General features: G+C 57.1%; 18 protein-coding genes. 6 read left to right on the top strand and 12 right to left on the bottom strand.

Annotated features, from left to right (window positions below; genetic code table 11):
- The 8 genes from HHJ16_RS08900 to rpoD all read right to left on the bottom strand — a co-directional run.
- Positions 1–989, bottom strand: a 989-nt coding sequence (locus HHJ16_RS08900; protein ID WP_293642247.1) for a phosphoethanolamine transferase domain-containing protein, incomplete at its 3' end; no start/stop codon positions are given.
- A gap of 36 nt (positions 990–1,025) precedes the next feature.
- Positions 1,026–1,907: an S-formylglutathione hydrolase gene (fghA, locus tag HHJ16_RS08895; RefSeq protein WP_293642246.1), complete on the bottom strand. Its 882-nt coding sequence runs from the start codon at positions 1,905–1,907 to the stop codon at positions 1,026–1,028.
- Between the two features lie 7 nt (positions 1,908–1,914).
- Entirely contained in the window at positions 1,915–3,021 is a 1,107-nt protein-coding gene (locus HHJ16_RS08890; RefSeq protein WP_293642245.1) for an S-(hydroxymethyl)glutathione dehydrogenase/class III alcohol dehydrogenase, read from the bottom strand.
- Positions 3,022–3,372: 351 nt separating this feature from the next.
- Positions 3,373–4,515: a molecular chaperone DnaJ gene (gene dnaJ / locus HHJ16_RS08885; RefSeq protein WP_293642244.1), complete on the bottom strand. Its 1,143-nt coding sequence runs from the start codon at positions 4,513–4,515 to the stop codon at positions 3,373–3,375.
- Between the two features lie 195 nt (positions 4,516–4,710).
- Positions 4,711–6,648: a molecular chaperone DnaK gene (gene dnaK / locus HHJ16_RS08880; RefSeq protein ID WP_293642243.1), complete on the bottom strand. Its 1,938-nt coding sequence runs from the start codon at positions 6,646–6,648 to the stop codon at positions 4,711–4,713.
- Between the two features lie 132 nt (positions 6,649–6,780).
- On the bottom strand, positions 6,781–7,341 hold the full coding sequence (grpE, locus tag HHJ16_RS08875; RefSeq protein ID WP_293642242.1) for a nucleotide exchange factor GrpE: 561 nt from the start codon (positions 7,339–7,341) through the stop codon (positions 6,781–6,783).
- 328 nt (positions 7,342–7,669) lie between these two features.
- Positions 7,670–8,002 carry a winged helix-turn-helix transcriptional regulator gene (locus HHJ16_RS08870; RefSeq protein ID WP_293642241.1) on the bottom strand — a complete coding sequence of 111 codons (333 nt, stop codon included), beginning with the start codon at positions 8,000–8,002 and terminating at the stop codon, positions 7,670–7,672.
- A gap of 216 nt (positions 8,003–8,218) precedes the next feature.
- The gene (gene rpoD / locus HHJ16_RS08865) at positions 8,219–10,411 is read right to left on the bottom strand and encodes an RNA polymerase sigma factor RpoD (RefSeq protein ID WP_293642249.1); all 2,193 of its coding nucleotides are present in this window, start codon (positions 10,409–10,411) and stop codon (positions 8,219–8,221) included.
- Here rpoD and HHJ16_RS08860 point away from each other — a divergent pair.
- On the top strand, positions 10,377–10,733 hold the full coding sequence (locus tag HHJ16_RS08860; RefSeq protein ID WP_293642250.1) for a hypothetical protein: 357 nt from the start codon (positions 10,377–10,379) through the stop codon (positions 10,731–10,733). The two genes, rpoD and HHJ16_RS08860, sit on opposite strands and share 35 nt — an antisense overlap.
- A 300-nt stretch (positions 10,734–11,033) precedes the next feature.
- Here HHJ16_RS08860 and dnaG read toward each other — a convergent pair whose 3' ends face one another.
- Positions 11,034–13,034, bottom strand: coding sequence for a DNA primase (dnaG, locus tag HHJ16_RS08855; RefSeq protein ID WP_293642240.1), 2,001 nt, complete (start codon positions 13,032–13,034; stop codon positions 11,034–11,036).
- Positions 13,035–13,162: 128 nt separating this feature from the next.
- Here dnaG and HHJ16_RS08850 point away from each other — a divergent pair, with 128 nt between their 5' ends.
- Positions 13,163–14,809 carry an acyl-CoA synthetase gene (locus HHJ16_RS08850; RefSeq protein WP_293642239.1) on the top strand — a complete coding sequence of 549 codons (1,647 nt, stop codon included), beginning with the start codon at positions 13,163–13,165 and terminating at the stop codon, positions 14,807–14,809.
- A 71-nt stretch (positions 14,810–14,880) separates the two neighbouring features.
- Here the strand turns inward: HHJ16_RS08850 and ggt are convergent, their stop codons facing one another.
- Together ggt and HHJ16_RS08840 are read right to left on the bottom strand one after the other, a co-directional pair.
- Positions 14,881–16,740: a gamma-glutamyltransferase gene (gene ggt, locus HHJ16_RS08845; RefSeq protein WP_293642238.1), complete on the bottom strand. Its 1,860-nt coding sequence runs from the start codon at positions 16,738–16,740 to the stop codon at positions 14,881–14,883.
- Between the two features lie 89 nt (positions 16,741–16,829).
- Positions 16,830–17,597 carry a 3-hydroxyacyl-CoA dehydrogenase gene (locus HHJ16_RS08840; protein ID WP_293642237.1) on the bottom strand — a complete coding sequence of 256 codons (768 nt, stop codon included), beginning with the start codon at positions 17,595–17,597 and terminating at the stop codon, positions 16,830–16,832.
- Positions 17,598–18,083: 486 nt separating this feature from the next.
- Between HHJ16_RS08840 and HHJ16_RS08835 the strand changes: the two genes are divergently transcribed.
- Positions 18,084–19,064 (top strand): patatin-like phospholipase family protein, encoded by a 981-nt coding sequence (locus HHJ16_RS08835; RefSeq protein WP_293642236.1) that lies wholly within the window; start codon positions 18,084–18,086, stop codon positions 19,062–19,064.
- A 284-nt stretch (positions 19,065–19,348) separates the two neighbouring features.
- Here HHJ16_RS08835 and HHJ16_RS08830 read toward each other — a convergent pair whose 3' ends face one another.
- Positions 19,349–19,891, bottom strand: a complete 543-nt coding sequence (locus tag HHJ16_RS08830) for a phasin family protein (protein WP_293642235.1) — start codon at positions 19,889–19,891, stop codon at positions 19,349–19,351.
- A gap of 336 nt (positions 19,892–20,227) precedes the next feature.
- Between HHJ16_RS08830 and HHJ16_RS08825 the strand changes: the two genes are divergently transcribed.
- Genes HHJ16_RS08825 through HHJ16_RS08815 form a run of 3 tightly spaced genes read left to right on the top strand, consistent with a single transcriptional unit; the run spans position 20,228 to position 22,373 of the window.
- Positions 20,228–21,124, top strand: a complete 897-nt coding sequence (locus tag HHJ16_RS08825; RefSeq protein ID WP_293642234.1) for a histone deacetylase — start codon at positions 20,228–20,230, stop codon at positions 21,122–21,124.
- Between the two features lie 44 nt (positions 21,125–21,168).
- A complete protein-coding gene (locus tag HHJ16_RS08820; RefSeq protein WP_293642233.1) occupies positions 21,169–21,621 on the top strand; it encodes a thioesterase family protein in 453 nt (150 codons plus the stop codon).
- A gap of 59 nt (positions 21,622–21,680) precedes the next feature.
- On the top strand, positions 21,681–22,373 hold the full coding sequence (locus HHJ16_RS08815) for a nitroreductase (protein WP_293642248.1): 693 nt from the start codon (positions 21,681–21,683) through the stop codon (positions 22,371–22,373).
- Positions 22,374–22,377 lie beyond the last annotated feature (4 nt).

Below are 22,377 nucleotides of genomic sequence, written 5' to 3'. Positions count from 1 at the left end.
AGTACATCCAGCATGCCTTCGTAATTGGCGGGGCGCGAGTCGTAGGCTTCACGCCCGAAATTGGAAAACATGCAGGGCACCGAAGCCGCCGTGCTGGTGCCGCACGACCAGGCATTGCGCTGACTGGCAATCTTTTCCTGGGCTAGCTCGGGAGTCGTGGGACGGGCGTATCCGTTGATGGCAAAGTTGCCGCTGCGTGCGGTCTCGCCCAACACCAGCAGCAGCAAAGGCGGTTTGGTTTGGGCGGTGTAGCTGGCTCCGAGCTTCGCATCCTTCCCCAAGGGCAACAAGGCAGACTCGTCGCGTTGAAACGGTTTGGCGGCTATGGAGCCCAGTGCGTAAAAGGAATTAAGGGGATTAATCAGGTAGCGTACCTGGGTGTAATTGCGCATTACCGAGGCGATGCTTTGAAAGAAAAGCAGTACAACAAGTACCAGCAGTGCGCATGCAACGATTAACGATGTAGCGTTCGAGAGGACTTGCCGTATTGCGCCTTTTCGCCTGATTTTCTGTCGCCAAAGGAAGAAGATGGGGAGCCCTGCCAATACCAGAACTGTTGCAAGCAGGTGCCAGCTCAGCAGATCGCTCGTTTCGCGCACGTTGGTCTGCAAGCTGTTGATCATCATGGTCTGGTCGATGACCACGCCATACGCCATCATGAAATAAGCGCCAAGGGCTGCCGACACCAAAAAAAGTGTGATGGTCGGTTTGAGCGTCCAGCGCCATGCCAGCAGGCTGAGCAGGGCTGCCGTTGTCAGCGTAATCACCAGAGAAAGAGCGATGCCGATGGTCACCGCCTGACCACTGGTGAGACCCGGCAAACGGGTGAGTTCGCGCCAAAGTGCCACGTTGCAAACGGTGGCTATCCAGAGGCTGGACAATACGACGATCCATAGCGGCCGCGCACCAAGCGCTTCGATATCAGAAGTAGGCTGGAGAACTTGCCGGGAAGCAGGCTGGAATATGGAAGTAGGGAAATACCACGGCATAGCGGAACATTATATTTGTAGCCGCTTAGACCACGCTTAAGCGCGGACTTGTGAAAACAGCTGTCGGGCGTGGTGGTTCAGGTGGTCGGCCATGAAGGTTGAGACGAAGTAATAGCCATGGTCGTAGCCCACATGTCGACGCAAGGTCAGCGGCTGTCCGATTGACGCGCAGGCCTCCTCCAACAAATGCGGCTTGAGCTCAAGGTCGAAAAATTTATCCGCTAGGCCCTGATCAATCAGGATGCCGCCGGGGTAGGGCGCACCAAGCTTGCGCGTCATCAATGCCGTCGCATCGTGTTCGAGCCAGTTGGACTCGTTCGCCCCAAGGTAACCGGTGAAGGCCTTTCGACCCCACGGGCACTGACTGGGTGCGCAAATGGGCGCAAAGGCCGAAACTGATCTAAAAAGACCAGGATGTCTGAGCGCGAGCGTCAGCGCGCCGTGGCCTCCCATCGAATGGCCGAAAATGCCGATACGGTCGGAGTCCAAGGCCAAGGTGCTGGTGATCAGCGGCAACCATTCCGACGTCAGATAGCTCTCCATGCGGTAGTGCTGGGCCCATGGCGCTTGCGAGGCATCCAGATAAAACCCTGCACCTGCACCGAAATCCCAGCTGTCTGATTCCCCCGGCAAATTGGCAACTCTCGGGCTGGTGTCAGGAGCAATCAGGACCAGGCCGAGCTCGGCCGCCAGTCGTTGCGCGCCCGCCTTGACCATAAAAGTTTCTTCGTTACAGGTCAGACCCGCCAAATACACAAGAGCAGGCATCTTGGTGTCCGGTCCGGCCGTGCTGGATTGAGGGGGAAGAAATACCGAAAAACGCATTGGCAAACCAATCTCGCGCGACTGGTGTTGATAAAAGCGCTGCACGCCGCCAAAGCAGGCGTGTTCGTTGAGCAGTTGCGGCGCCTGGCTCATGGCCGGGTTAGAACAGGACGACACCACGAATCGATTCACCGCGCTTCATCAAATCAAAGCCTTTGTTGATATCTTCCAGCGGCATGGTGTGGGTGATCAAATCGTCGATGTTGATCTTGCCTTCCATGTACCAGTCCACGATTTTTGGAACATCGGTGCGGCCGCGGGCGCCGCCGAAAGCCGAGCCTTCCCATTTGCGACCCGTTACCAGCTGAAAAGGGCGGGTGCTGATTTCGGCACCGGCATCTGCGACGCCAATGATGATGCTTCGGCCCCAGCCCTTGTGCGTGCATTCCAGTGCTTGGCGCATGACCTGGGTGTTGCCAATGCATTCAAAGCTGTAGTCGGCGCCGCCGTCAGTCAATTGCACAATGGCATCAACGACATTTTCCGTAGTTTTTGGATTGATGAAATGCGTCATGCCAAACTTGCGGGCCATCGCTTCACGCTCGGGGTTGAAGTCAACGCCAATGATCTTGTCGGCGCCCACCATCTTGGCACCCTGGATCACGTTCAAGCCGATCCCGCCGAGTCCAAACACCACCACGTTGGCGCCGACTTCCACTTTAGCCGTGAAAATAACGGCACCGATACCGGTGGTCACGCCGCAGCCGATGTAGCAGACCTTGTCGAAAGGCGCATCTTTGCGGATTTTGGCGAGCGAGATTTCGGGTGCCACGGTGTAGTTGCTGAAGGTCGATGTGCCCATGTAGTGAAAGATCGGCTTGCCATCTAAGCTGAACCGACTGGTGGCGTCGGGCATCAGTCCCTTTCCTTGGGTGCCGCGAATAAGTTGGCATAAATTAGTTTTACGCGACAGGCAAAACTTGCATTGACGGCATTCAGGTGTGTAAAGGGGAATGACGTGATCCCCCTTTTTTAGCGTGGTGACGCCTGGGCCTATATCGACCACGATGCCTGCACCCTCATGACCCAAAATGGCCGGAAAAATGCCCTCAGGGTCTGCGCCCGACAGCGTGTAGTAATCGGTATGGCAGATGCCGGTCGCTTTAATCTCAACCAGGACTTCGCCGAACTTTGGGCCCTCCAGGTCAACAGTTTCAATGGTGAGGGGCTGGCCTGATTTCCAGGCAACGGCAGCTTTGGTTTTCATGTCGGTATGGCGCAGTGGCTTTTGCGCGGAGTGAACAAAGGTGAGCAAGGGCAGCGGGCACTATAGAACACTCCTTGCGGGCGCGTCAGCTGCCCGGTGGGGCACCGGCGGGCTTGAATGGTTAATTTTGGGAACGCCCGCTGATTCACGCAAACCACGAACCGCCACGCCGTACCGAGACCCAACCAGGGTGATCAGCAGGCTACCCCCTTATTGGTGATGACAACTGGTCACTGCGCTCAAATCGAAAGGGAACACGGCCCCCTCAAATGAAAAATGCCGGCGAAGGTCCGGCATTCGAGGAAAGAAGGCCTTGAACTCGGCGCGCTGGCTGCGCTGATTACACGGTCATCAGGTGGTGAAGAAATTCTTCAGTTTGTCCGCCCAACCTTCTTCGCTGGGGGAATGCTTGGCGCCCCCTTTTTTAATCGACTCGTCGAGTTCCTTCAGTAGTTTGCGCTGATACTCCGTGAGCTTCACAGGAGTTTCCACCGTAATGTGGCAGTACAGGTCACCGGGATAGCTTGAGCGCACGCCCTTAACGCCCTTGCCGCGAAGCCGGAATTGTTTGCCGGCCTGCGTGCCTTCAGGAATGTCAATGGCCGCCTTGCCAGCCAGAGTGGGCACCTCGATCTCGCCACCCAATGCCGCCGTTGTAAAGCTGATGGGCATGGCGCAGTGCAGATCGTCGCCGTCGCGTTCAAAGATCTCGTGTTTTTTAAGCCGGATTTCGATGTACAAGTCGCCTGGCGGGCCACCATTGGTGCCTGGTTCGCCGTTGCCGGTCGAGCGGATCCGCATGCCGTCGTCGATGCCCGAAGGTATTTTGACTTCCAGCGTTTTGTTATTTTTGGTTTTGCCGACGCCGTGGCAGGCGACACAAGGCGAGGGAATCAGTTTCCCGGTGCCCTTGCACTGCGGGCAATTTTGCTGCACGCTGAAAAATCCCTGGCGCATCTGCACGACGCCGTGGCCGTGACACGTTGTGCAGGTAACCACTTTGGTGCCCGGTTTGGCGCCGCTGCCGTGGCAAGTGGTGCAGTCGTCCCAGCTGGGAATTCGAATTTGTGCTTCCTTGCCGTGGGCCGCTTCTTCCAGGGTGATTTCCATGGCATAGCTCAGGTCTCCGCCGCGGTAAACCTGTCGACCGCCCTGTTGTTGCCCGCCGCGCTGGCCGCCGAATACGTCGCCAAAGATGTCGCCAAAGGCTTCTGCAAAACCGCCAAAGCCTTCCGTGCCCGCGCCCGCACCGCGCAGGTTGGGGTCCACACCTGCGTGACCGTATTGGTCATAAGCTGCGCGCTTGTTACCGTCGGACAGCATCTCGTAGGCTTCTTTGGCTTCCTTGAATTTCTCTTCGGAAACTTTGGACCCTGCCCCTTGGTTGCGATCAGGGTGATGTTTCATCGCCAGCTTGCGATACGCTTTTTTAATGTCTTCGTCGCTGGCGTTTTTGGGCACACCCAGCGTGTCGTAATAGTCTTTTTTGGCCATGGCAGATAAAAGTCGAGAATTCTTGTTAAGTGGGGGCTTCTGCGGCAAATAAACAGTGCAAGGGCTTAATCATTAGCCACTGCATGAAGGTCTGGAAAACGGAAAACAAAGCAAAAAGCGGAAATTCAGGATCGCTCCTGATTTCCGCTTTCTTGCGTGCAGTTGGCGCGCAATTAAGGGCTGACGCTGCTCAAATTAGCCCTTCTTGACTTCCTTGACTTCGGCGTCAACTACATTATCGTCGGCCGGCTTGGCCTGCGCCTGCTCACCACCTGCCGCTTGAGCGCCCCCTGGCGCTGCTTGTGAAGCTTGCATATCCGCATACATTTTTTCGCCCAGCTTCTGGCTGGCTTCCATCAAGGCCGCGTTCTTCGATTCAATGATGGTTTTATCGTCGCCCTTAAGCGCTTCTTCCATCTCCTTTATGGCGGTCTCGATTTTTTCCTTTTCCGAGGCTTCGAGCTTGTCGCCATATTCGCCCAGCGATTTTCTGACACTGTGCACCATGGCTTCCGCACTGTTCTTGGCCTGTACGAATTCAACTTTTTTCTTGTCTTCTTCAGCGTTCAGTTCGGCGTCTTTGACCATCTGCTGAATCTCTGCCTCAGACAAGCCGGAATTGGCTTTGATGGTGATCTTGTTTTCCTTGCCGGTGCCCTTGTCCTTGGCGCCCACATGCAAAATGCCGTTCGCGTCAATGTCAAAAGACACCTCGATCTGGGGCGTGCCACGTGAAGACGGTGGAATGCCTTCAAGATTGAACTCACCCAAGGCCTTGTTGCCGGATGCGATCTCACGTTCGCCCTGGAACACCTTAATCGTCACGGCAGGCTGGTTGTCTTCAGCGGTCGAAAAAGTTTGTGCAAACTTGGTTGGAATGGTCGTGTTTTTCTTGATCATCTTGGTCATCACGCCGCCCATGGTTTCGATACCCAGGGACAGCGGGGTGACATCAAGCAGCAGTACATCGGACCGGTCGCCCGACAGCACTTGACCTTGAATAGCAGCGCCTACGGCCACGGCTTCGTCGGGGTTCACGTCCTTGCGCGGCTCCCTGCCGAAAAATTCCTTGACCTTGTCTTGCACCTTGGGCATACGGCTCATGCCGCCTACCAGGATCACGTCATGAATGTCGGCGACGCTCACGCCAGCATCTTTGATCGCCACGCGGCAAGGTGCAATCGTCCGCTCAATCAGTTCGTCCACCAGGCTTTCCAGTTTGGCACGGGTCATCTTGATGCTCAGGTGCTTGGGGCCTGACGCGTCCGCCGTGATGTAGGGCAGGTTGATGTCGGTCTGCGCACTGTTGGACAGCTCGATCTTTGCTTTTTCAGCGGCTTCCTTCAGGCGCTGCAGGGCCAGCACGTCCTTGCCCAAGTCCACGCCCTGTTCTTTCTTGAATTCGGAGATGATGAAATCGATGATGCGCTGGTCAAAGTCTTCACCACCCAGAAAGGTGTCCCCGTTGGTGGAGAGCACTTCAAACTGCTTTTCGCCTTCCACATCGGCAATTTCGATGATGGAGATGTCGAAGGTACCGCCACCCAGGTCATAAACCGCAATCTTTCGATCGCCCTTTTCCTGCTTATCGAGACCAAAGGCCAAGGCCGCAGCGGTAGGTTCGTTAATGATGCGCTTGACGTCTAGTCCGGCAATGCGCCCGGCGTCCTTGGTGGCTTGGCGTTGGGCGTCGTTGAAGTACGCAGGCACCGTGATAACGGCTTCAGTGACGGGCTCGCCAAGGTAGTCCTCGGCGGTTTTTTTCATTTTTCGCAGAATGTCCGCACTAACCTGTTGCGCAGACATTTTTTTTCCGCGCACCTCGACCCATGCATCGCCGTTGTCGGCCGCTACGATCTTGTAAGGCATGAGATCGATGTCTTTTTGGACTTCTTTCTCGCTGAATTTGCGTCCGATCAGGCGCTTGACCGCGTAGAGCGTGTTGCGCGGGTTGGTCACGGCTTGGCGCTTGGCCGACGCGCCCACCAGTACTTCGCCATCTTCCTGGTAGGCCACAATGGACGGCGTAGTGCGCGCCCCTTCTGAGTTCTCGATGACGCGGGGTGTATTGCCCTCCATGATGGATACGCAACTGTTGGTCGTTCCCAGATCGATGCCGATGATTCTTCCCATGATGTACTCCTGCTTTTGATTCGTTAAAAAATTCGATGGTCGGGGCCGATGGCTCGGCCGCCTTGGTGATCGCTAAGTGGGGGACTTGCGGATAAGTCGCCTAACTTCAAGTACCTCAGCCTCTTTCTGCATTTATTTAGGCGCTGTGACCGTGACCAGCGCGGGGCGCAACACGCGGTCCGCAATTAAATAGCCCTTTTGCAATACGCTGACCACCGTATTGGCCGCCTGCTCGGCGGGCACCATACTGATGGCCTGGTGTTGGTGCGGGTCAAACCTGGTCCCACTGGTGGGATTGATTTCGATCACCTTGTTGCGCTCCAGTGCGCTTTTCAGCTGCTTCAGTGTGGCTTCGGCACCTTCGCGAATCTGTTCGGGGGTGGCGTCTTTGACAGCCAGGGCGGCCTCGAGGCTGTCGGTTACGGGAAGAAGGCTTTCTGCAAAGCTTTCAAGGGCAAATTTGCGCGCTTTGGTGACCTCATCGTCGGCACGGCGGCGGGCGTTCTCAGTTTCAGCCTTGGCGCGCAGATAGCTGTCGGCCAATTCGGTATTTTTCGCCTGCAGGGTGGACACTTCGGCCTGCGCAATGGTCAGTTCATCGAACTCGTAAGCCGCCTGTGCGGCTTCCAGCTCTTCTGGGCTGGGGGCACCGGTAAGGGGTTGATTTTGTTCGGGTGGTTTATTTTCTGACATGCTTAACTAGGAGTTTTGGACCAGTAAATTTGATATTGGGGCTTGAAAAGCCCATTTCAAGACAAGGGATTCGGTTTGCACTTCGAAATTTTTCTTTGAGGCTGTAGCGACCTGAATGCTTAACCGAAGATTGCATCGATGTGGCCGCTGCGGCCAGGGCTCGCCAGATGCGGCCTCGGCGCCACGCGCAGCCGACTGTGACCGGTAGAAAATTCGTTAAATTTATTCTGCAACTACTTGACGAGGGCTTCAGGGCTACCCGTCTTGCAAACTTCCTGACAAACAACAAAAAACAAGAGAAAGGCGCTGCTTTTCAAGCCGACGAAAATTATTTTTTCTTCTCGGTGATGACCGCACTGACCTTGTTTTGGCTGGCGGCCCACTTGCCCGCAAACGCCTGCAGATCGTTCAACCGTTTTAGCAGGTCTGCGCCCAACGTGGTCACGTTGTAGCCGTCGCTTCCATGTCCAAGCAGACCAGCGGCGCGTAATTCCTTAATGCGGGTGTTGAGCGTGTTGGGGGTGATGCTGCCGACACTGTCTTGCAGGAGGCGGAAAGTTTGCGGATGACCGTCTTTCAGCGCCCACAACACGCGAATTGCATAGCGTGATTCCAGTAATTCAAGCAACTGGCCTACAGCTGCATTTTCTTTGGCACTCATCAGGTTGTCTCCTCTGGGTCACAGTTTAGTCAGAAGTGGTCGGTAAGCAGAAAGCTTGGCCCCAAATATAACGCAAATTTGAGGCTGCTACGAGTTCTATAGCTGCCAACGCCCGCTGCGTTTGGACCGGCAGACTAAAATGGCAGAATCACGGGCGTAAAAAAGCGGCCAGGGCCTTTTGACAGGCCCTGGCCGCAGGTGCTGTTCTTGCCGCTTTTACAGCGTATCGATAAAACTGCGCAGCTTGTCGCTTCGGCTAGGATGCTTGAGCTTACGCAAGGCCTTGGCTTCAATTTGGCGAATACGCTCGCGCGTCACGTCGAACTGCTTGCCGACTTCCTCCAACGTGTGATCAGTTGACATCTCGATACCGAAGCGCATCCTCAGTACCTTGGCTTCGCGCGGCGTCAGGCTATCAAGAATGTCTTTGACAACATCGCGCAGGCCGGCTTGCATGGCGGCTTCCAGCGGCGCGGTGTTGGCACCGTCTTCGATGAAATCGCCGAGGTGGGAATCCTCATCGTCACCAATTGGCGTTTCCATGGAGATCGGCTCTTTTGCGATCTTCATGATTTTGCGAATCTTGTCTTCCGGAATCTCCATCTTGGCCGCCAAAATGCTGGCGTCAGGTTCAAAGCCGAACTCTTGCAGGTGCTGACGCGACAGGCGGTTCATCTTGTTGATGGTTTCGATCATGTGCACCGGGATGCGAATGGTTCGAGCCTGGTCCGCTATGGAGCGCGTGATGGCTTGACGAATCCACCAGGTGGCGTAGGTCGAGAATTTGTAACCGCGGCGGTACTCAAACTTGTCCACGGCTTTCATCAAACCGATGTTGCCTTCCTGGATCAGATCCAGAAACTGCAGTCCCCGATTGGTGTATTTCTTCGCGATCGAAATCACCAGGCGCAGGTTGGCCTCAATCATTTCCTTTTTGGCGTCGCGCGAGTTGGACTCGCCTTCATTCATGCGCTTGTTGATGTCCTTCAGATGACCCAACGGCACCACCACGCGTGACTGCAACTCCGCCAGCTTGGTCTGCAGTTCCTGGATCGGCGGGATGTTGCGCGCCATGATGGTGGACCAAGGTTTGCCGGAAGCGACCTGTTTTTCAACCCATTTGAGATTCAGCAGATTCGGTGGAAAGTCTTTGACGAAGGTTTCCTGAGGCATGCCGCACTTCTCGACAATGATGCGACGTAGCTCGCGCTCTTTCTTGCGCACATCCAGCACCTGGCCGCGCAAAAGGTCACACAATTTTTCGATGGTTTTGGCAGTAAAACGCACCGTCATCAACTCTTCGCTCAGACCGGACTGCGCCTTCACATAACCCGATGTGCCGTAGCCTTCCTTGTCGTAGATCTTGTGAACCTTATCGAACAGGGCCGCAACTTTATCGAAGCGGGTGAGCGCTTCTTTTTTGAGCTCTTCAAGTTTCTTGGTCAGCGCCTTGGAGCCGCCCTTGCCGTCGTCGTCGTCGGCTTCATCGAACTCGTCAAAGTCTTCCTCGGCGACATAGTCATCGGCTTCATTGGGGTTGGAGAAACCGTCAACAACGGTTGAAATAACAATCTTGCCCTCGCGAATTTCCTCGCCCAACCGCATGATTTCGGCAATCGTGGCAGGACTCTCCGAGATCGCTTCCATCATCCGCATGAGGCCACCCTCAATGCGCTTGGCAATCTCGATCTCGCCTTCGCGGGTCAGTAACTCGACCGTACCCATTTCGCGCATGTACATGCGGACAGGGTCCGTGGTACGACCGAACTCGCTGTCAACCGTGGACAAGGCTGCCTCGGCCTCTTCTTCGGCTTCTTCTTCCGTTGCAACAGTTGCTCCGGTGTTGTTCAAGAGAAGAGTTTCAGCGTCAGGGGCCTGCTCGTAAACCGCTACCCCCATGTCGTTCAGCATGTTGACGACAACTTCCAGCGTCTCGGCATCGACCAGCTTGTCGGGTAGGTGGTCCGAAATTTCGCCGTGCGTCAGGTAGCCCCGCGTTTTACCGAGCTTGATCAGGGTTTTCAAACGCAGGCGGCGCTTGAGGATGTCTTCTTCAGACAGAACCGTCTCGTCAAGGCCAAATTCCTTCATCAAGGCACGTTCTTTGGCCTTGCTGATTTTCATGCGCAGCGGTTTGACTTTTTCTGTCGCCTCCGCAACCGGTTCATCCGCAAACTCGGCAACGATGTCCGACAGGTCTTCGTCGCCCTCAGGCTTGACGGCGTTCTTAGGCTTTCGGCCACGCTTGGCACCGGTCGTGGTGGGTACGCTGTCAGCCGCCACCGGGTTTTTCGGTGGACGACCGGGCTTCTTTTTAACAGGCACTGCGAGGAGTGCGTCTGCGGCGGCGATAAGCTTGGCTTGGGTACTGGTCTTGGACGGCACGGCTGAAACTTTCTTCAAGGGAATTTCGGATTTCGCAGATTTCGGAGGTACTTTGTTTATCTGCGCATGTCGGCTACTGGTCTCGATTGATATGGCGGGTTTTCCGGTTTTTTCAACCTTGGCGATTTTGGAGGCGGTTTTAGCCGGTGCTTTCGCTGCTGGCTTCATGACCAATTTTGCAAGTGCTTTGACAGAAGGCGTGGCTGCAGGCCGGACCACTGCTTTAAAAGCAGGGGTGGCTTTCGGCTTCCCGCCAGCTTTGGACTGCGTGGTTTGCGGCTTCTTCGAATGGTTAGGCTTGGCAATAGGCATGAGACCTCCAGATGTCGGAAATAGTTTTAAATAACGATCAGCTACCAGTAAACAAAAATACGCCTTGGGCCTGACCGGAGTCAAAGCACAGGGGACAAGGATTCGAAGTTCAAAACGAGAGGATTTAAAACATAAGCCGGTGCGTACAAAACCACGCAGCGGGTTATCTTTTGGCAAGCTGTTTGGGCGAACATTTGGTGTGCAGTCCTTGCGGGAAATTGGCCGTCTCGTGTGTGAGTTCCCTTGGGTAGAAGGGGGCCGGTACCGGAGGTGCTGCTGTCGCGCTTGCCGTTAAAGATCGGATTATACCGTTTAAGCGTATTTTTAGACTACTTTATGCCAATTTCTCGGCTGCCTTTTCAACCCGGGATTGCTCAATCAATTCGCGCAAACGTTCCAGAACCGCAGGTTCTTTGGGCGCTCGGGCGGCCAGATCAGTGATTTCGCTTTCCCGTTTCAGGCGCTGAAGTTGTGTCAGAATTCCGCGAATTTCGCCCCAGTCGGACACGACCCCCTCAAGCATCTGGCTCAGCTGGGTGACGGCGTGGTGTTCGTGGGCGTGGCCTCGCAGTCCTTCACGCAGGGCCGCCCACGGTTGCGGACCGTGCTCATGCAGCTGACTTTCAAGCCACATAAACAGCGGTCCGTGCGGCTCAGGCAATTCGAGCAGCAAATGATGCTCTTCGGTGCTGAGCCGATCCCAGCTTTGCGGCTCGGTCAGTAGCAGCCTGAGCACCCGATCTTCCCGGCTGGCCGGCAGGATTCGGCCAGCCACACGACGCGGCGTGCGGTTGGCGCTGCGGGCGGGTTGCGCCAAGCTGAGCGCTAGCGCTGCAGGAGGCGGGAAATGAGGTTCCGAGGAGGCGTAATCGGCTTCCTCGCGCAGGGGTGCAGGATAGCCTGTAAATTCTGAGTGCGCCCGCTCTTTTTCGGGGTCTGACGATGAATTCACCGCGTAGCCCCTTCCCGACTGACGTAGGTTGCTACTATTTTTATAAGGGCTCTTGTGGCCTGACGCGCCGGGTTGCCACAGTTGCAGCAGCTCGCGGCTGTCAATCAGCACCTGGTCTGCAATCTCGGCCAGGAGCTGGTGCCTGAGGGTGCCATCAGGCAGCAAACTCCACAGCGGTCTGGCGTTGCTGACCATGTGGGCGCGGCCTTCAGCGGTATCCAGATCGCAGCCCTCGGCGGCCGATTCCAGCAAGAAACGGCTCAGCGGCACCGCTTTGGTTATGTATGCGGCGAAGCCTTCTTTGCCGTGCTCGCGGATAAAGGTGTCCGGGTCATGTTCAGACGGTAAAAACAAAAATTTGATGGTGCGCACGTCGCTGGCAAAGGGCAGCGCGGCGTCGAGCGCTTTGCGCGCTGCGCGGCGGCCTGCGCCGTCGCCGTCAAAGCTGAAGACCACAGAATCGGTGAAGCGAAACAGCTTTTGCACGTGCTCCGCCGTGCAGGCCGTGCCCAGGGTAGCCACGGCATTGGCAAAGCCCAACTGGGCCAGCGCCACCACATCCATATAGCCTTCGGTGACCAGCGCGTAGCCGTGCTCCCGCAGGGCGGTGCGCGCCTCAAACAAACCATAAAGCTCGCGCCCTTTGCTGAACACCGGAGTTTCGGGTGAGTTCAGGTATTTCGGTTTTTCGTCGCCCAGTACCCGGCCGCCAAAGCCGATGCAATCGCCTTTGACGTTGCGGATGGGGAACATGACGCGGTCGCGAAAACGGTCATAACGTTTGGCTTCGGCGCCCGCGTTTTCGTCGCCCGCCTCGCCGGTGATGACCAGGCCGCTTTCCACCAGCAGCGGGTCGTTGTAATCAGGAAATACGCTGGCCAGGTTTCGCCAGCCTTGCGGCGCATAGCCCAGGCCGAACGTCCTGGCGATTTCGCCCGATAAGCCGCGTCCCTTGAAGTACTCAATGGCCCGTTCGGAGTTGCGCAGCTGTTTGCTATAGGCGTTGGCGGCCTTCTCAAGGACCGTCGTGAGCGTGGTTTGTTGTTCGCGCATTTGGGCGGCCCTTGCGCGGTCTTGAGGAGAGACATCTTCCTCGGGCACTTGCAGGCCGTATTGTTGGGCCAAGTCTTTGACGGCTTCAATAAAGGTCATACCAGCGTGTTCCATCAAAAAACTGATGGCGTTGCCGTTTTTTCCGCAGCCGAAGCAGTGGTAGAACTGCTTGGCGGGACTGACGCTGAAAGAAGGCGATTTTTCTCCGTGAAAAGGACACAGACCCATAAAATTGGCCCCGCCCTTTTTTAGCTGCACGTAGCGGCCCACGATGTCCACGACATCGGCGCGCGCGAGCAGTTCTTGAATAAATGATTGGGGAATGGCCACGGCAAGTATTGTGCCCCCCCGGTCTTCCCCTTGAAAGGCGCCGCCCTATTTGTCAGGCGCGCTCAGGGCGGTGTCATTTCTGCCGCTACCATCGATGAACCTACCCCTGAAAACCCGAGGAAGCCACCATGCACAGCATTTTTGACCAGGACTTGCCCCGTACCGAGGCGAATTACGCGGCGCTGTCGCCGCTGTCATTCATTGAACGTACCGCCGAGGTCTATCCGCACCGGCTGGCAGTGGTCCATGGCGACTTGCGCCGCAATTGGACCGAGTTGTTTATGCGCTGTCGCCAACTGGCCAGCGCGCTGCAGCAGCATGGCATTGGCAAAGGGGACACGGTGGCCGTAATGCTGCCTAACACGCCGCCGATGGTGGAGGCCCATTTCGGTATTCCTGCGACGGGCGCCGTGCTGAATGCGCTGAACACCCGGCTCGATGCTGAAACGATAGCCTTCATGCTGGACCACGGCGAGGCCAAAGTCGTCATCGTGGATCCAGAGTTCGCTGGCGTGATGCAAAAAGCCCTGGTTCTGCGCAAGTCCCCCACGCCGCTGCTGGTGATTGATGTGGAAGACGCGATGTACCAGGGTCCGGTGCAGCGGATCGGCAGCCTCGGATATGACGAATTTGTTGCCACTGGCGATGCCAATTTTGTCTGGCAGTTGCCCGCCGACGAATGGGACGCGATTGCGCTCAACTACACCAGCGGCACCACCGGCAACCCCAAGGGCGTGGTGTATCACCACCGTGGCGCGGCGCTCAATGCGGTGTCCAATATTCTGGAATGGGACATGCCCAAACACGCGGTGTATTTGTGGACGCTGCCCATGTTTCACTGCAATGGCTGGTGCTTTCCCTGGACCGTGGCCGCGCGCGCTGGCGTCAATGTGTGCCTGCGCAGGGTCGATGCACCGGCTATTTTTGACGCTATTCGCCAGCACGGGGTTACCCATTACTGCGCCGCACCCATCGTGCACAGCTTGCTGGTGAATGCGTCGGACGACCTGAAGCGCGGCGTGCCTGGTGGCGTTAAAGCCATGGTAGCTGGCGCGGCACCACCGGCTTCGATGATTGAAGGCATGGAGACCCTGGGCTTTGAATTGACCCATGTCTACGGTCTCACCGAAGTCTATGGTCCGGCCACCGTGTGTGCGACTCAAAGCGGCTGGGAGGCACTGGAAATCGGCGAGCGGGCCCGCCTGAATGCGCGGCAGGGCGTGCGCTATCACCTGGAGCGCGATGTGCGGGTGCTTGATTCGCAGACCTTGCAGCCGGTTCCGGCGGATGGCGACACCATGGGCGAAATCATGTTCAGAGGCAATATCGCGATGAAGGGTTACCTGAAGAATCGCGCCGCCACGCTGGAAGCATTTTCTGGCGGCTGGTTTCACAGCGGCGACTTGGCCGTGATGTATCCCGATGGCTATATCAAGATCAAGGACCGCAGCAAGGACGTCATCATTTCCGGCGGGGAAAACATTTCATCCATCGAGGTGGAGGACGTGCTGTACCGCCATCCCGATGTGCTGACTGCGGCCGTGGTTGCCAAACCCGATGCGCGCTGGGGAGAAACCCCGTGCGCTTTTGTTGAGTTGAAGGCGGGCGCGACTTGCACCGAGCAAGACATCGTCGCGCACTGCAAAAAACACCTTGCCGGCTTCAAAGTGCCGCGCGCGGTGGTGTTTGGCGAGTTACCGAAAACCTCGACGGGCAAGATTCAGAAGTTTGAATTGCGCAAGCTGGTGGGCTCGGCGATAGCGATTGATGTCTAGAGCGGTATGGTTTTCGACTGAAAAGATGCTGATTGCGCGGGTCCAGAAAGCGCAAGGAATGAATTGATCTTCTAGTCTCCCATCACCACACCTTCGCGCCGCGGGTCGGCACCACCCAGCCACAGCGGCATTCCGTGGGCTTGCCCCCGCACGATGGCCTGCAGGCCGCTGGTCATGGTCATTTCGCGCACCTCGTGGCCGCGCGTCTTGAGGGCCTCCAGGGTCGCTGGCGCAAAACGGTTTTCTTCGAGCAGGGTAGGCCCGTTCAACGACCCGAAGTTGGGCAGGTCGATGGCCTGCTGCGGCAGTAGACCCCAGTTCAATACGCCGTACAACGTTTTGGCGGTGAAGTGGATGATCAGCTGACCGCCGGGGCTGCCGCCGCTCATGACGAGCTGACCGGTGTTTTTGTCAAAAACCAGCGTCGGTGCCATCGAGGAAAGGGGACGTTTACCCGCCTGCACCCGGTTGGCCACGGGTTGACCCTCGGCGTTCTTCGGCACAAAGCTGAAGTCGGTCAGTTCGTTGTTGAGCAAAAAGCCGCCCGCTTTGCCGGTGCCCCCATCCGTCATCAGACGTGCACCGAACTGGTCTTCGATGGTCGTGGTCATGGCGATTGCATTGCCATAGCTGTCAACGATACTGATGTGCGAAGTGCCATGTTCAGGCTGGTCGGGCATGGACGCGTAGGCGATTTTGACAGCGCCGGGTACACCGGGCTTGGCGGTTTTCATGCTGGGGCCATTGACTTGAATCAGCTTGGCGCGCTGGCTCAGGTAGCCCGGGTCCAGCAAGCTCATCCAGGTGCCACCCGGCGGCTCCACAAAATCGGGGTCACCCAGGTACTGGTTGCGGTCGGCAAAAGCCAAGCGCGACGCTTCGGTGTAGAGGTGCAGCCAGTCGGCCGACGGCGCTGGCGCCACCGTACCCGAAACACCGCCCATGCCGCTCGCCAGTGAGAGCGTGGCGGCGGGCGTGTTGTTCAGAATGCCGAGGATTTGCCCTATCGTGATGGCGCCCGAACTTGGCGGCGGCATGCCGCAAATGCGATAAGCCTTACCGGCTGCGCTGTAGTCGAAGCAGATCGGATCGCGCTTTTTGACCTGGTAATTGGCCAGATCGCTCAAAGCAAGCCGGCCGGGATTGGTGGGGTGAGTCTGCACCTTGCGAACGATGGCCTCTGCCACCGGTCCGGCCAGCAACGCATTGGCGCCTTGACTGGCGATTTGGCGCAGCACGTCGGCCAAGGCCGGATTGCGTAGCGTACTGCCCGCGCTTACCGGTGTGCCGTCGGCTGTATAAAAATAGGCGGCTGCGGTCCGGTCGTTTTTTAGGTACTTCTCGTCCTTGAGCAGGGCGTTCAGCCGGGTACTCACCTTGAAGCCGCCCTCGGCCAGTTCTATGGCGGGCGCGAAGAGTTGAGACCACGGCAACTTTCCGTACTGCTTGTGCGCCAGCTCGAGCATGCGAACGGTCCCGGGCGTGCCGACAGAGCGTCCACCCACCACGCCGTCGTAAAACGACATCGGCTTACCCTCTGCGTCCATAAAAAGATTTTCATCCGCCGCAGCGGGTGCGGTTTCTCGGCCGTCGAACGCTTCCACGACGCTGCCGTTCGAATGCAGTAAAAATGCACCGCCGCCCAGCCCGCTGGACTGCGGTTCCACCAGGGCGAGCACCATTTGAACGGCAATAGCCGCGTCGATGGCGGAGCCGCCCGCTTTCAGGATTTGGTAGCCCGCGTCAGTTGCCAACGGATTTGCAGCAGCGACTGCAAATTTAGTAGTGGTCCAGCCGGGTTTGGGGTTGAAGCCTGAGACGCTTTCAGGCGGCGGCGGTACGGTGTAACCGACTTGACTGGAAAGGTTGGAAACACTGGAACAGGCGGTCAACAAGGTGGCGACCGCCACGGACGTCAATAGGCGTTGCATGGATCTCTTTTCCAGCAGCAGAAGCCGAACGGTATGACCGCTAAGAGGGCTGCTCGGCGACCGCCCCGTGTGCGAAATGCGCTCGAAATTCAGCGCGGTGCCAGACGAATCGCGCCGTCGAGGCGGATCACTTCGCCGTTAAGCATGTCATTTTCAAAGATGTGCCTGGCCAGCTTGGCGTAGTCTTGCGGCGTGCCCAAGCGCGAAGGGAAGGGCACGCTGGCTGCCAGCGAGTCCTGCACTTCTTGCGGCATGCCGAACATCATGGGTGTTCCGAAAATGCCCGGAGCAATGGTCATGTTGCGAATGCCGTTGCGCGCCAGATCACGGGCAATCGGCAGCGTCATGCCAACGATGCCACCTTTGGAAGCGCTGTAGGCCGCCTGACCAATCTGGCCGTCGTAGGCAGCGACCGAGGCCGTAGAAATAAGTACCCCGCGCTCGCCGGTAGCTTCTGGCTCGTTTTTAGACATTGCGTCGGCGGCCAAGCGAATCATGTTGAAGCTGCCGATCAGATTGACCGTGATGGTTTTGCTGAACACGGCCAGACTGTGCGCACCGTTTTTACCCACGGTTTTTTCGGCCGGCGCAATGCCAGCACAATTAACCAGTCCCATCAGCTTGCCCATGGACACCGCTTTGGCGACCACCGCCTGGCCGTCAGCTTCCTGGCTGACATCGCACTTCACAAAAGCGACTTTGCCTTCACCGAGTTCTTTGGCAATGGCTTGGCCCTTGTCGACTTGCATGTCGGCGATGACCACCTTGGCGCCGTTGGCCACCAGCATGCGTGCGGTGCCCTCACCCAGTCCTGAAGCGCCACCGGTGACGATAAATACTTTGCCTGCGATATCCATGAGGTGTCCTTGAAACTAAATAGTTGAAAAGAGTTTGAGCACGTGAGGGTAAAAACGAGCTGCTTTGAAATTGACGTTCACGTAAACGTCAAGTTGACCAGTAATTATGGCCCATTGAAAAGTCAGGTCTGGTTTCCATCACCCGCTTGTCTGGAAGTTCCTGCGAATTATTTTTTACTTCCCCAAACGGAGAGAATCGGTCCCGACTTCAAGCTGCCGCTTCGGCCTTGTAAGACTGGGTTTCGTACTTTCACGGTGCCTACGGTGGACCATTTGTCATCGGACCCCTCGGTCAGTCGCTGTGATGAAGTTGTCGGGAGGACTGTCGGTGGGTAGCGGCGCGCAAAATACACCGCTTGGGCTTGCGTCCGGGCGCTGAGAGACCGAACAACGCCAGTGCGAGTTGCAGCGTAAACGCGGGACGTGCAATTGAAAGAATTTTTTAAAGGTTAGATGTGAATGAAGATGAGCTTAACGATGCGAATTATGAGTAATGGACACCGCCGGGTCGGTTTGGATTCCTGGGCGGCTTTGCACCTGAATTGGTGGCTTGCCAACGTCTGCCAGCGCCTGTTGGCGTTGCTGGTCTTTTCCGCTTTGTTGCTGTCGGGCTGCTCCACGCCGCCCACTGGACCGACCGCCACGCCGCCGACCTCGGCCATAACGCCGCTGAAGAGACCGCTGAAAATAGGTTTGGCGCTAGGGGGCGGTGCTGCGCGCGGTTTTGCCCATGTGGGCGTCATCGAGGTGTTGGAAGAAGCCGGACTTCGGCCTCAGTTTGTCGTGGGTACCTCGGCTGGTAGCCTGGTGGCGGCGATTTATGCGAGCGGCAAAACCGGTGCGCAGCTACGGCAGACCGCGCTCAGCATGGAAGAGGTGGCGATCACCGACTGGATGCTGCCGATTTTTGGACGCGGTATGTTTCGCGGCGATGCGCTGGCCCGCTATGTGAATCAATTGGTGGCCGGCCGCCTGATGGAAAACATGGTGATTCCGCTGGGCATTGTGGCGACCGACTTGAACAGCGGGCAGGCTGTGCTGTTTAGACGAGGCGATACCGGAACGGCGGTGCGCGCATCCAGCGCGGTCCCAGCGGTGTTTGTACCCGTCAAGATAAATGGTCATGAGTACGTTGATGGCGGCCTCGTGTCGCCGGTGCCGGTGCGTTTTGCTCGGCAGATGGGGGCAGAGTTGGTGATTGCTGTCGATATTTCCAGCCCACCGGAAGCCAATCTGGCTGGCGATACGCTGCAGATTCTGCTGCAAACTTTCGCAATTATGGGTAAGAGCATTAACCAGTACGAGCTCAAGGAAGCCGATGTGGTGGTGCGACCATCCCTGGCAGGGTTGAAGAGCGCCGACTTTTCGGCCCGGCAACGCGCGATTGAGTCAGGCCGGGCGGCCATGCTGGCAGCACTTCCCTTGCTCAAGGCCAAGCTGGAGGCCGGACTGCTGCCGGCTCATTAGCGCTGCTGCAACCGATTACCGGGTGTGAACAGTGAGACAGCTGGGCAGCGGTTGGTATCTCCTCTTACCGTCGGTCGCTTGCAGCCAAAAAAAAGCCCAATCTTTCGATTGGGCTTTAACGGATCCGTGAAAACAAATTTCTAGAAGAACCCGAGGAGACAACTGGTTGAAGTCCTGTGTTGAGTCAACAAGGATTTCGTTGGCAGGTCCCGTGAAGATTAGCCTTTGCGCTGCTCGGAGTGGTGGCTTGGCCGACCACTTCGCTGCGCAAAAGCGTGTGTCAATTAACGCTTTTTAGCGACGTTCTTTGATGCATTCACTGCGGAAGCAGTCACGGTGTTGAAGTTGGTTTCGGCCATGTCGCTGGCTTGCTTGACGGCTTTTTGCACCGACTCAAACGCGTTGTTGGCGGCAGCTACGGCGCTTTTCATCACGGCCACTGCCGCTTCGGAACCAGCAGGTGCATTGTTGGAGGCGCTGTCAACCAAACCTACAAATTTCTTTTGTACATCGGCAGCTTGACCTTCAAAGGTCTTGCCCAGGTCGGCACCAGCAGCCGAAGCGATGTCATACAGGTGGCGGCTGTAGGCGGCAGTTTTCTCAGCCAAAGGCTGGACCATGCCTGCTTGCAGAGCCAGCAGTTCTTGTGCGTCTTTCACGCCCATCACAGCTTGTGCATGGTTGGCGGTTTCAGCCAAGGCAGCTTTGGTGGCTTGTACGTTCAGTTCGACCAATTTCTCAACGCCTTCAAAGGCTTTTTGGGTCAGACCAAACAGGGTTTCGATGTTGGCTTTGTGGGAGGCCATGAGTTGTTCAGCAGTCAGCATAAGTAATCTCCAGATGGGTTGTTAACGGTAAATAGTTGCGTTGCCCTGAATTGCTGCGCTGCAACATAAATCGGATTATAAGGAATAGTTAAACGATTGCAAGCTTGCTTTGCTGCGGTGCACCATTCTAGATGTCTCGCCCTAGTTTGATGGGCTATTCCGGGTTTTAGGGCGCTTTCCAAACTCGTTGAGCAGTCCAAGCCACAATCGCGAATTCGGTTGTCCGCTCCCGCACCGGGTCGGTTTTTTGACCCTCTATTTTTTGGTGACTTCATCTTGCAAGCTTTCTACGCTGACAATTTTGTTTTGCCGCTGCCCCCCGGTCACCGCTTTCCTATGGGCAAGTACAAACTTTTGCGTGACCGCGTGGCGAACGAACTGCCTCAGGTGCGGCGGGCGCCAGCGCCAGCGGCGAGCGATGGTGAGCTTGCGCTTGCGCACACCCCGTCTTATATAGAGGCCATTGAGCAGGGCACTCTCGCAGGGGCCGCCCAGCGCGAAATTGGCTTTCCCTGGAGTCTGGAGATGGCAGACCGCGCTCGCCGTTCGGTCGGGGCCACTGTGGCTGCGGCCCGTGTGGCGATGGGGCTGGTTGCGGGCACGCGGCGCGAGGGTGTCGCGGCCAATATGGCGGGCGGCACTCACCATGCTTATGCCCACAAGGGCGGTGGTTTTTGCGTCTTCAACGACGCCGCCGTTGCTGCGCGGCTGATGCAGTCGGAATGGGCTCGTCAGCTCGGCGGCAGCCGCAAGCCGTTACAGGTCGCGGTGATTGATCTGGACGTGCACCAGGGCAACGGTACCGCCAGCATCTTTGCCAAGGACCCCAGCGTCTTCACGCTGTCACTGCATGGGCAAAAGAATTTTCCGTTCCGGAAAGAGGCCAGTGATCTAGACGTAGAGCTGCCCGACGGTTGTGACGATGGTCCCTACATGCAGGCGCTGGAGCATGCGCTGGATGAACTGGAGCGGCGCTTTGAGCCGGGACTGGTGCTGTTTCTAGCCGGAGCCGATCCTTTTGAGGGCGACCGTCTGGGACGCCTCGCCTTGAGTTTCGACGGTCTGGAAGCACGTGATCGCCGGGTCTTTGACTGGGCCTGGGAACGCCGCGTTCCGTTGGCTTTTTCGATGGCGGGCGGCTACGGTGTGAATATTGATGAAACGGTGCAGGTACAAATGACCACCTACCGAGTTGCGTTGGAGTACTGGCGGCGTTGGAATCCGGCAGGCTAACGCGGCTGCGCACGATAGCGAGCGGGCTGGCAAAATAGCCCCTCATGACATTCTCCACGCGCCCGCAAGCCGAACCCCGCAGTGCCTACAAAGTTTTTCGCGACATCAGCACGCGATGGGCTGACAACGATGTTTACGGGCATGTCAACAATGTTGTGTATTACAGCTGGTTTGACACCGCTGTCAACGGTCTACTGATCGAGCGGGGCGCACTCGACATTCATGCCGCCGGGGAGGGTCACGTGATCGGCTTGGTTGTTGAAACTCAGTGCAACTACTTTGCGCCCTTGTCTTTTCCCGATGCGGTTGTGGCGGGTGTTCGTGTGGCGCATATTGGCTCATCCAGCGTTCGCTACGAGATCGCCTTATTCCCCTCTGATCAAGAGCAGCTGTGCGCTGCCAAAGGCCATTTCGTTCATGTCTATGTGGACCGCGTGACGCGCCGTCCGGCCCTATTACCGCCGCGATTAATTTCCGTACTGGAGACCTTTAGGTGATCCCCTCTCGTCCTGCTTCTGTACTTTCTCTTGACCTTGACACTGTTGCCGGCCCAAAGGTGGCCAATGCCGTTGATCTTGCGATAACGAGTCGCCAATCGATACGTAAATTTCTGCCCACACCCGTACCCCGTGACGTCATCAAGCGGTTGCTGGAGGTCGCCAGCCGCGCTCCGTCAGGCACCAATACGCAGCCGTGGAAAGTCTATGTGCTGCAGGGTGCCAGCAGGAACATTCTGGTGGACAAGGTCTGCCAAGCGCATGACGCCTTGCGCGCCGATCCCGCGCTGGCCTCAGAGTGCCAGGAAGAATATGACTACTACCCTGCAAAATGGGTCTCACCTTACATTGACCGGCGCCGCGAGAACGGCTGGGGCTTGTATGGGCTGCTGGGCATTGGCAAAGGCGATAAAGACAAGATGCATCTGCAACACCAGCGCAATTACCGGTTTTTTGACGCACCGGTGGGCCTGATGTTTACGGTAGACCGGGTGATGGGCCGCGGCTCGCTGGTGGACTACGGCATGTTTTTGCAAAACATCATGGTCTCGGCGCGCGGCCAGGGCCTCCATACCTGTCCGCAAGCAGCGTGGAATGGCTTTTCAAAAATTATTCTGCCCCACATCGGAGCCGGTGAGGATGAGATGCTGGTCTGCGCCATGGCGCTTGGGTTCGCTGACGAAACGGCGCTTGTCAATACCTTTCGCACGCCGCGCCAGGGCGTGCAGGAATTCACGACTTGGCTGGATTAAGCGC

The sequence above is a fragment of the Polaromonas sp. genome (genome assembly GCF_012927485.1).
GTDB lineage: Bacteria > Pseudomonadota > Gammaproteobacteria > Burkholderiales > Burkholderiaceae_C > Polaromonas.
Note: the sequence above shows the minus strand (reverse complement) of the source record. Positions and strands in the feature narration are given on the sequence as shown.

Bases quoted from the DNA above. Each gene is read 5' to 3' on its own strand.
- HHJ16_RS08830 (WP_293642235.1), bottom strand. From the start codon at position 19,891: ATGCTGACTGCTGAACAACTCATGGCCTCCCACAAAGCCAACATCGAA.
- ggt (WP_293642238.1), bottom strand. From the start codon at position 16,740: ATGCAACGCCTATTGACGTCCGTGGCGGTCGCCACCTTGTTGACCGCC.
- dnaJ (WP_293642244.1), bottom strand. From the start codon at position 4,515: ATGGCCAAAAAAGACTATTACGACACGCTGGGTGTGCCCAAAAACGCC.
- HHJ16_RS08820 (WP_293642233.1), top strand. From the start codon at position 21,169: ATGACATTCTCCACGCGCCCGCAAGCCGAACCCCGCAGTGCCTACAAA.
- HHJ16_RS08870 (WP_293642241.1), bottom strand. From the start codon at position 8,002: ATGAGTGCCAAAGAAAATGCAGCTGTAGGCCAGTTGCTTGAATTACTG.
- dnaK (WP_293642243.1), bottom strand. From the start codon at position 6,648: ATGGGAAGAATCATCGGCATCGATCTGGGAACGACCAACAGTTGCGTA.
- HHJ16_RS08850 (WP_293642239.1), top strand. From the start codon at position 13,163: ATGCACAGCATTTTTGACCAGGACTTGCCCCGTACCGAGGCGAATTAC.
- HHJ16_RS08840 (WP_293642237.1), bottom strand. From the start codon at position 17,597: ATGGATATCGCAGGCAAAGTATTTATCGTCACCGGTGGCGCTTCAGGA.
- HHJ16_RS08825 (WP_293642234.1), top strand. From the start codon at position 20,228: ATGGGCAAGTACAAACTTTTGCGTGACCGCGTGGCGAACGAACTGCCT.
- HHJ16_RS08890 (WP_293642245.1), bottom strand. From the start codon at position 3,021: ATGAAAACCAAAGCTGCCGTTGCCTGGAAATCAGGCCAGCCCCTCACC.
- fghA (WP_293642246.1), bottom strand. From the start codon at position 1,907: ATGAGCCAGGCGCCGCAACTGCTCAACGAACACGCCTGCTTTGGCGGC.
- HHJ16_RS08835 (WP_293642236.1), top strand. From the start codon at position 18,084: ATGAGTAATGGACACCGCCGGGTCGGTTTGGATTCCTGGGCGGCTTTG.
- grpE (WP_293642242.1), bottom strand. From the start codon at position 7,341: ATGTCAGAAAATAAACCACCCGAACAAAATCAACCCCTTACCGGTGCC.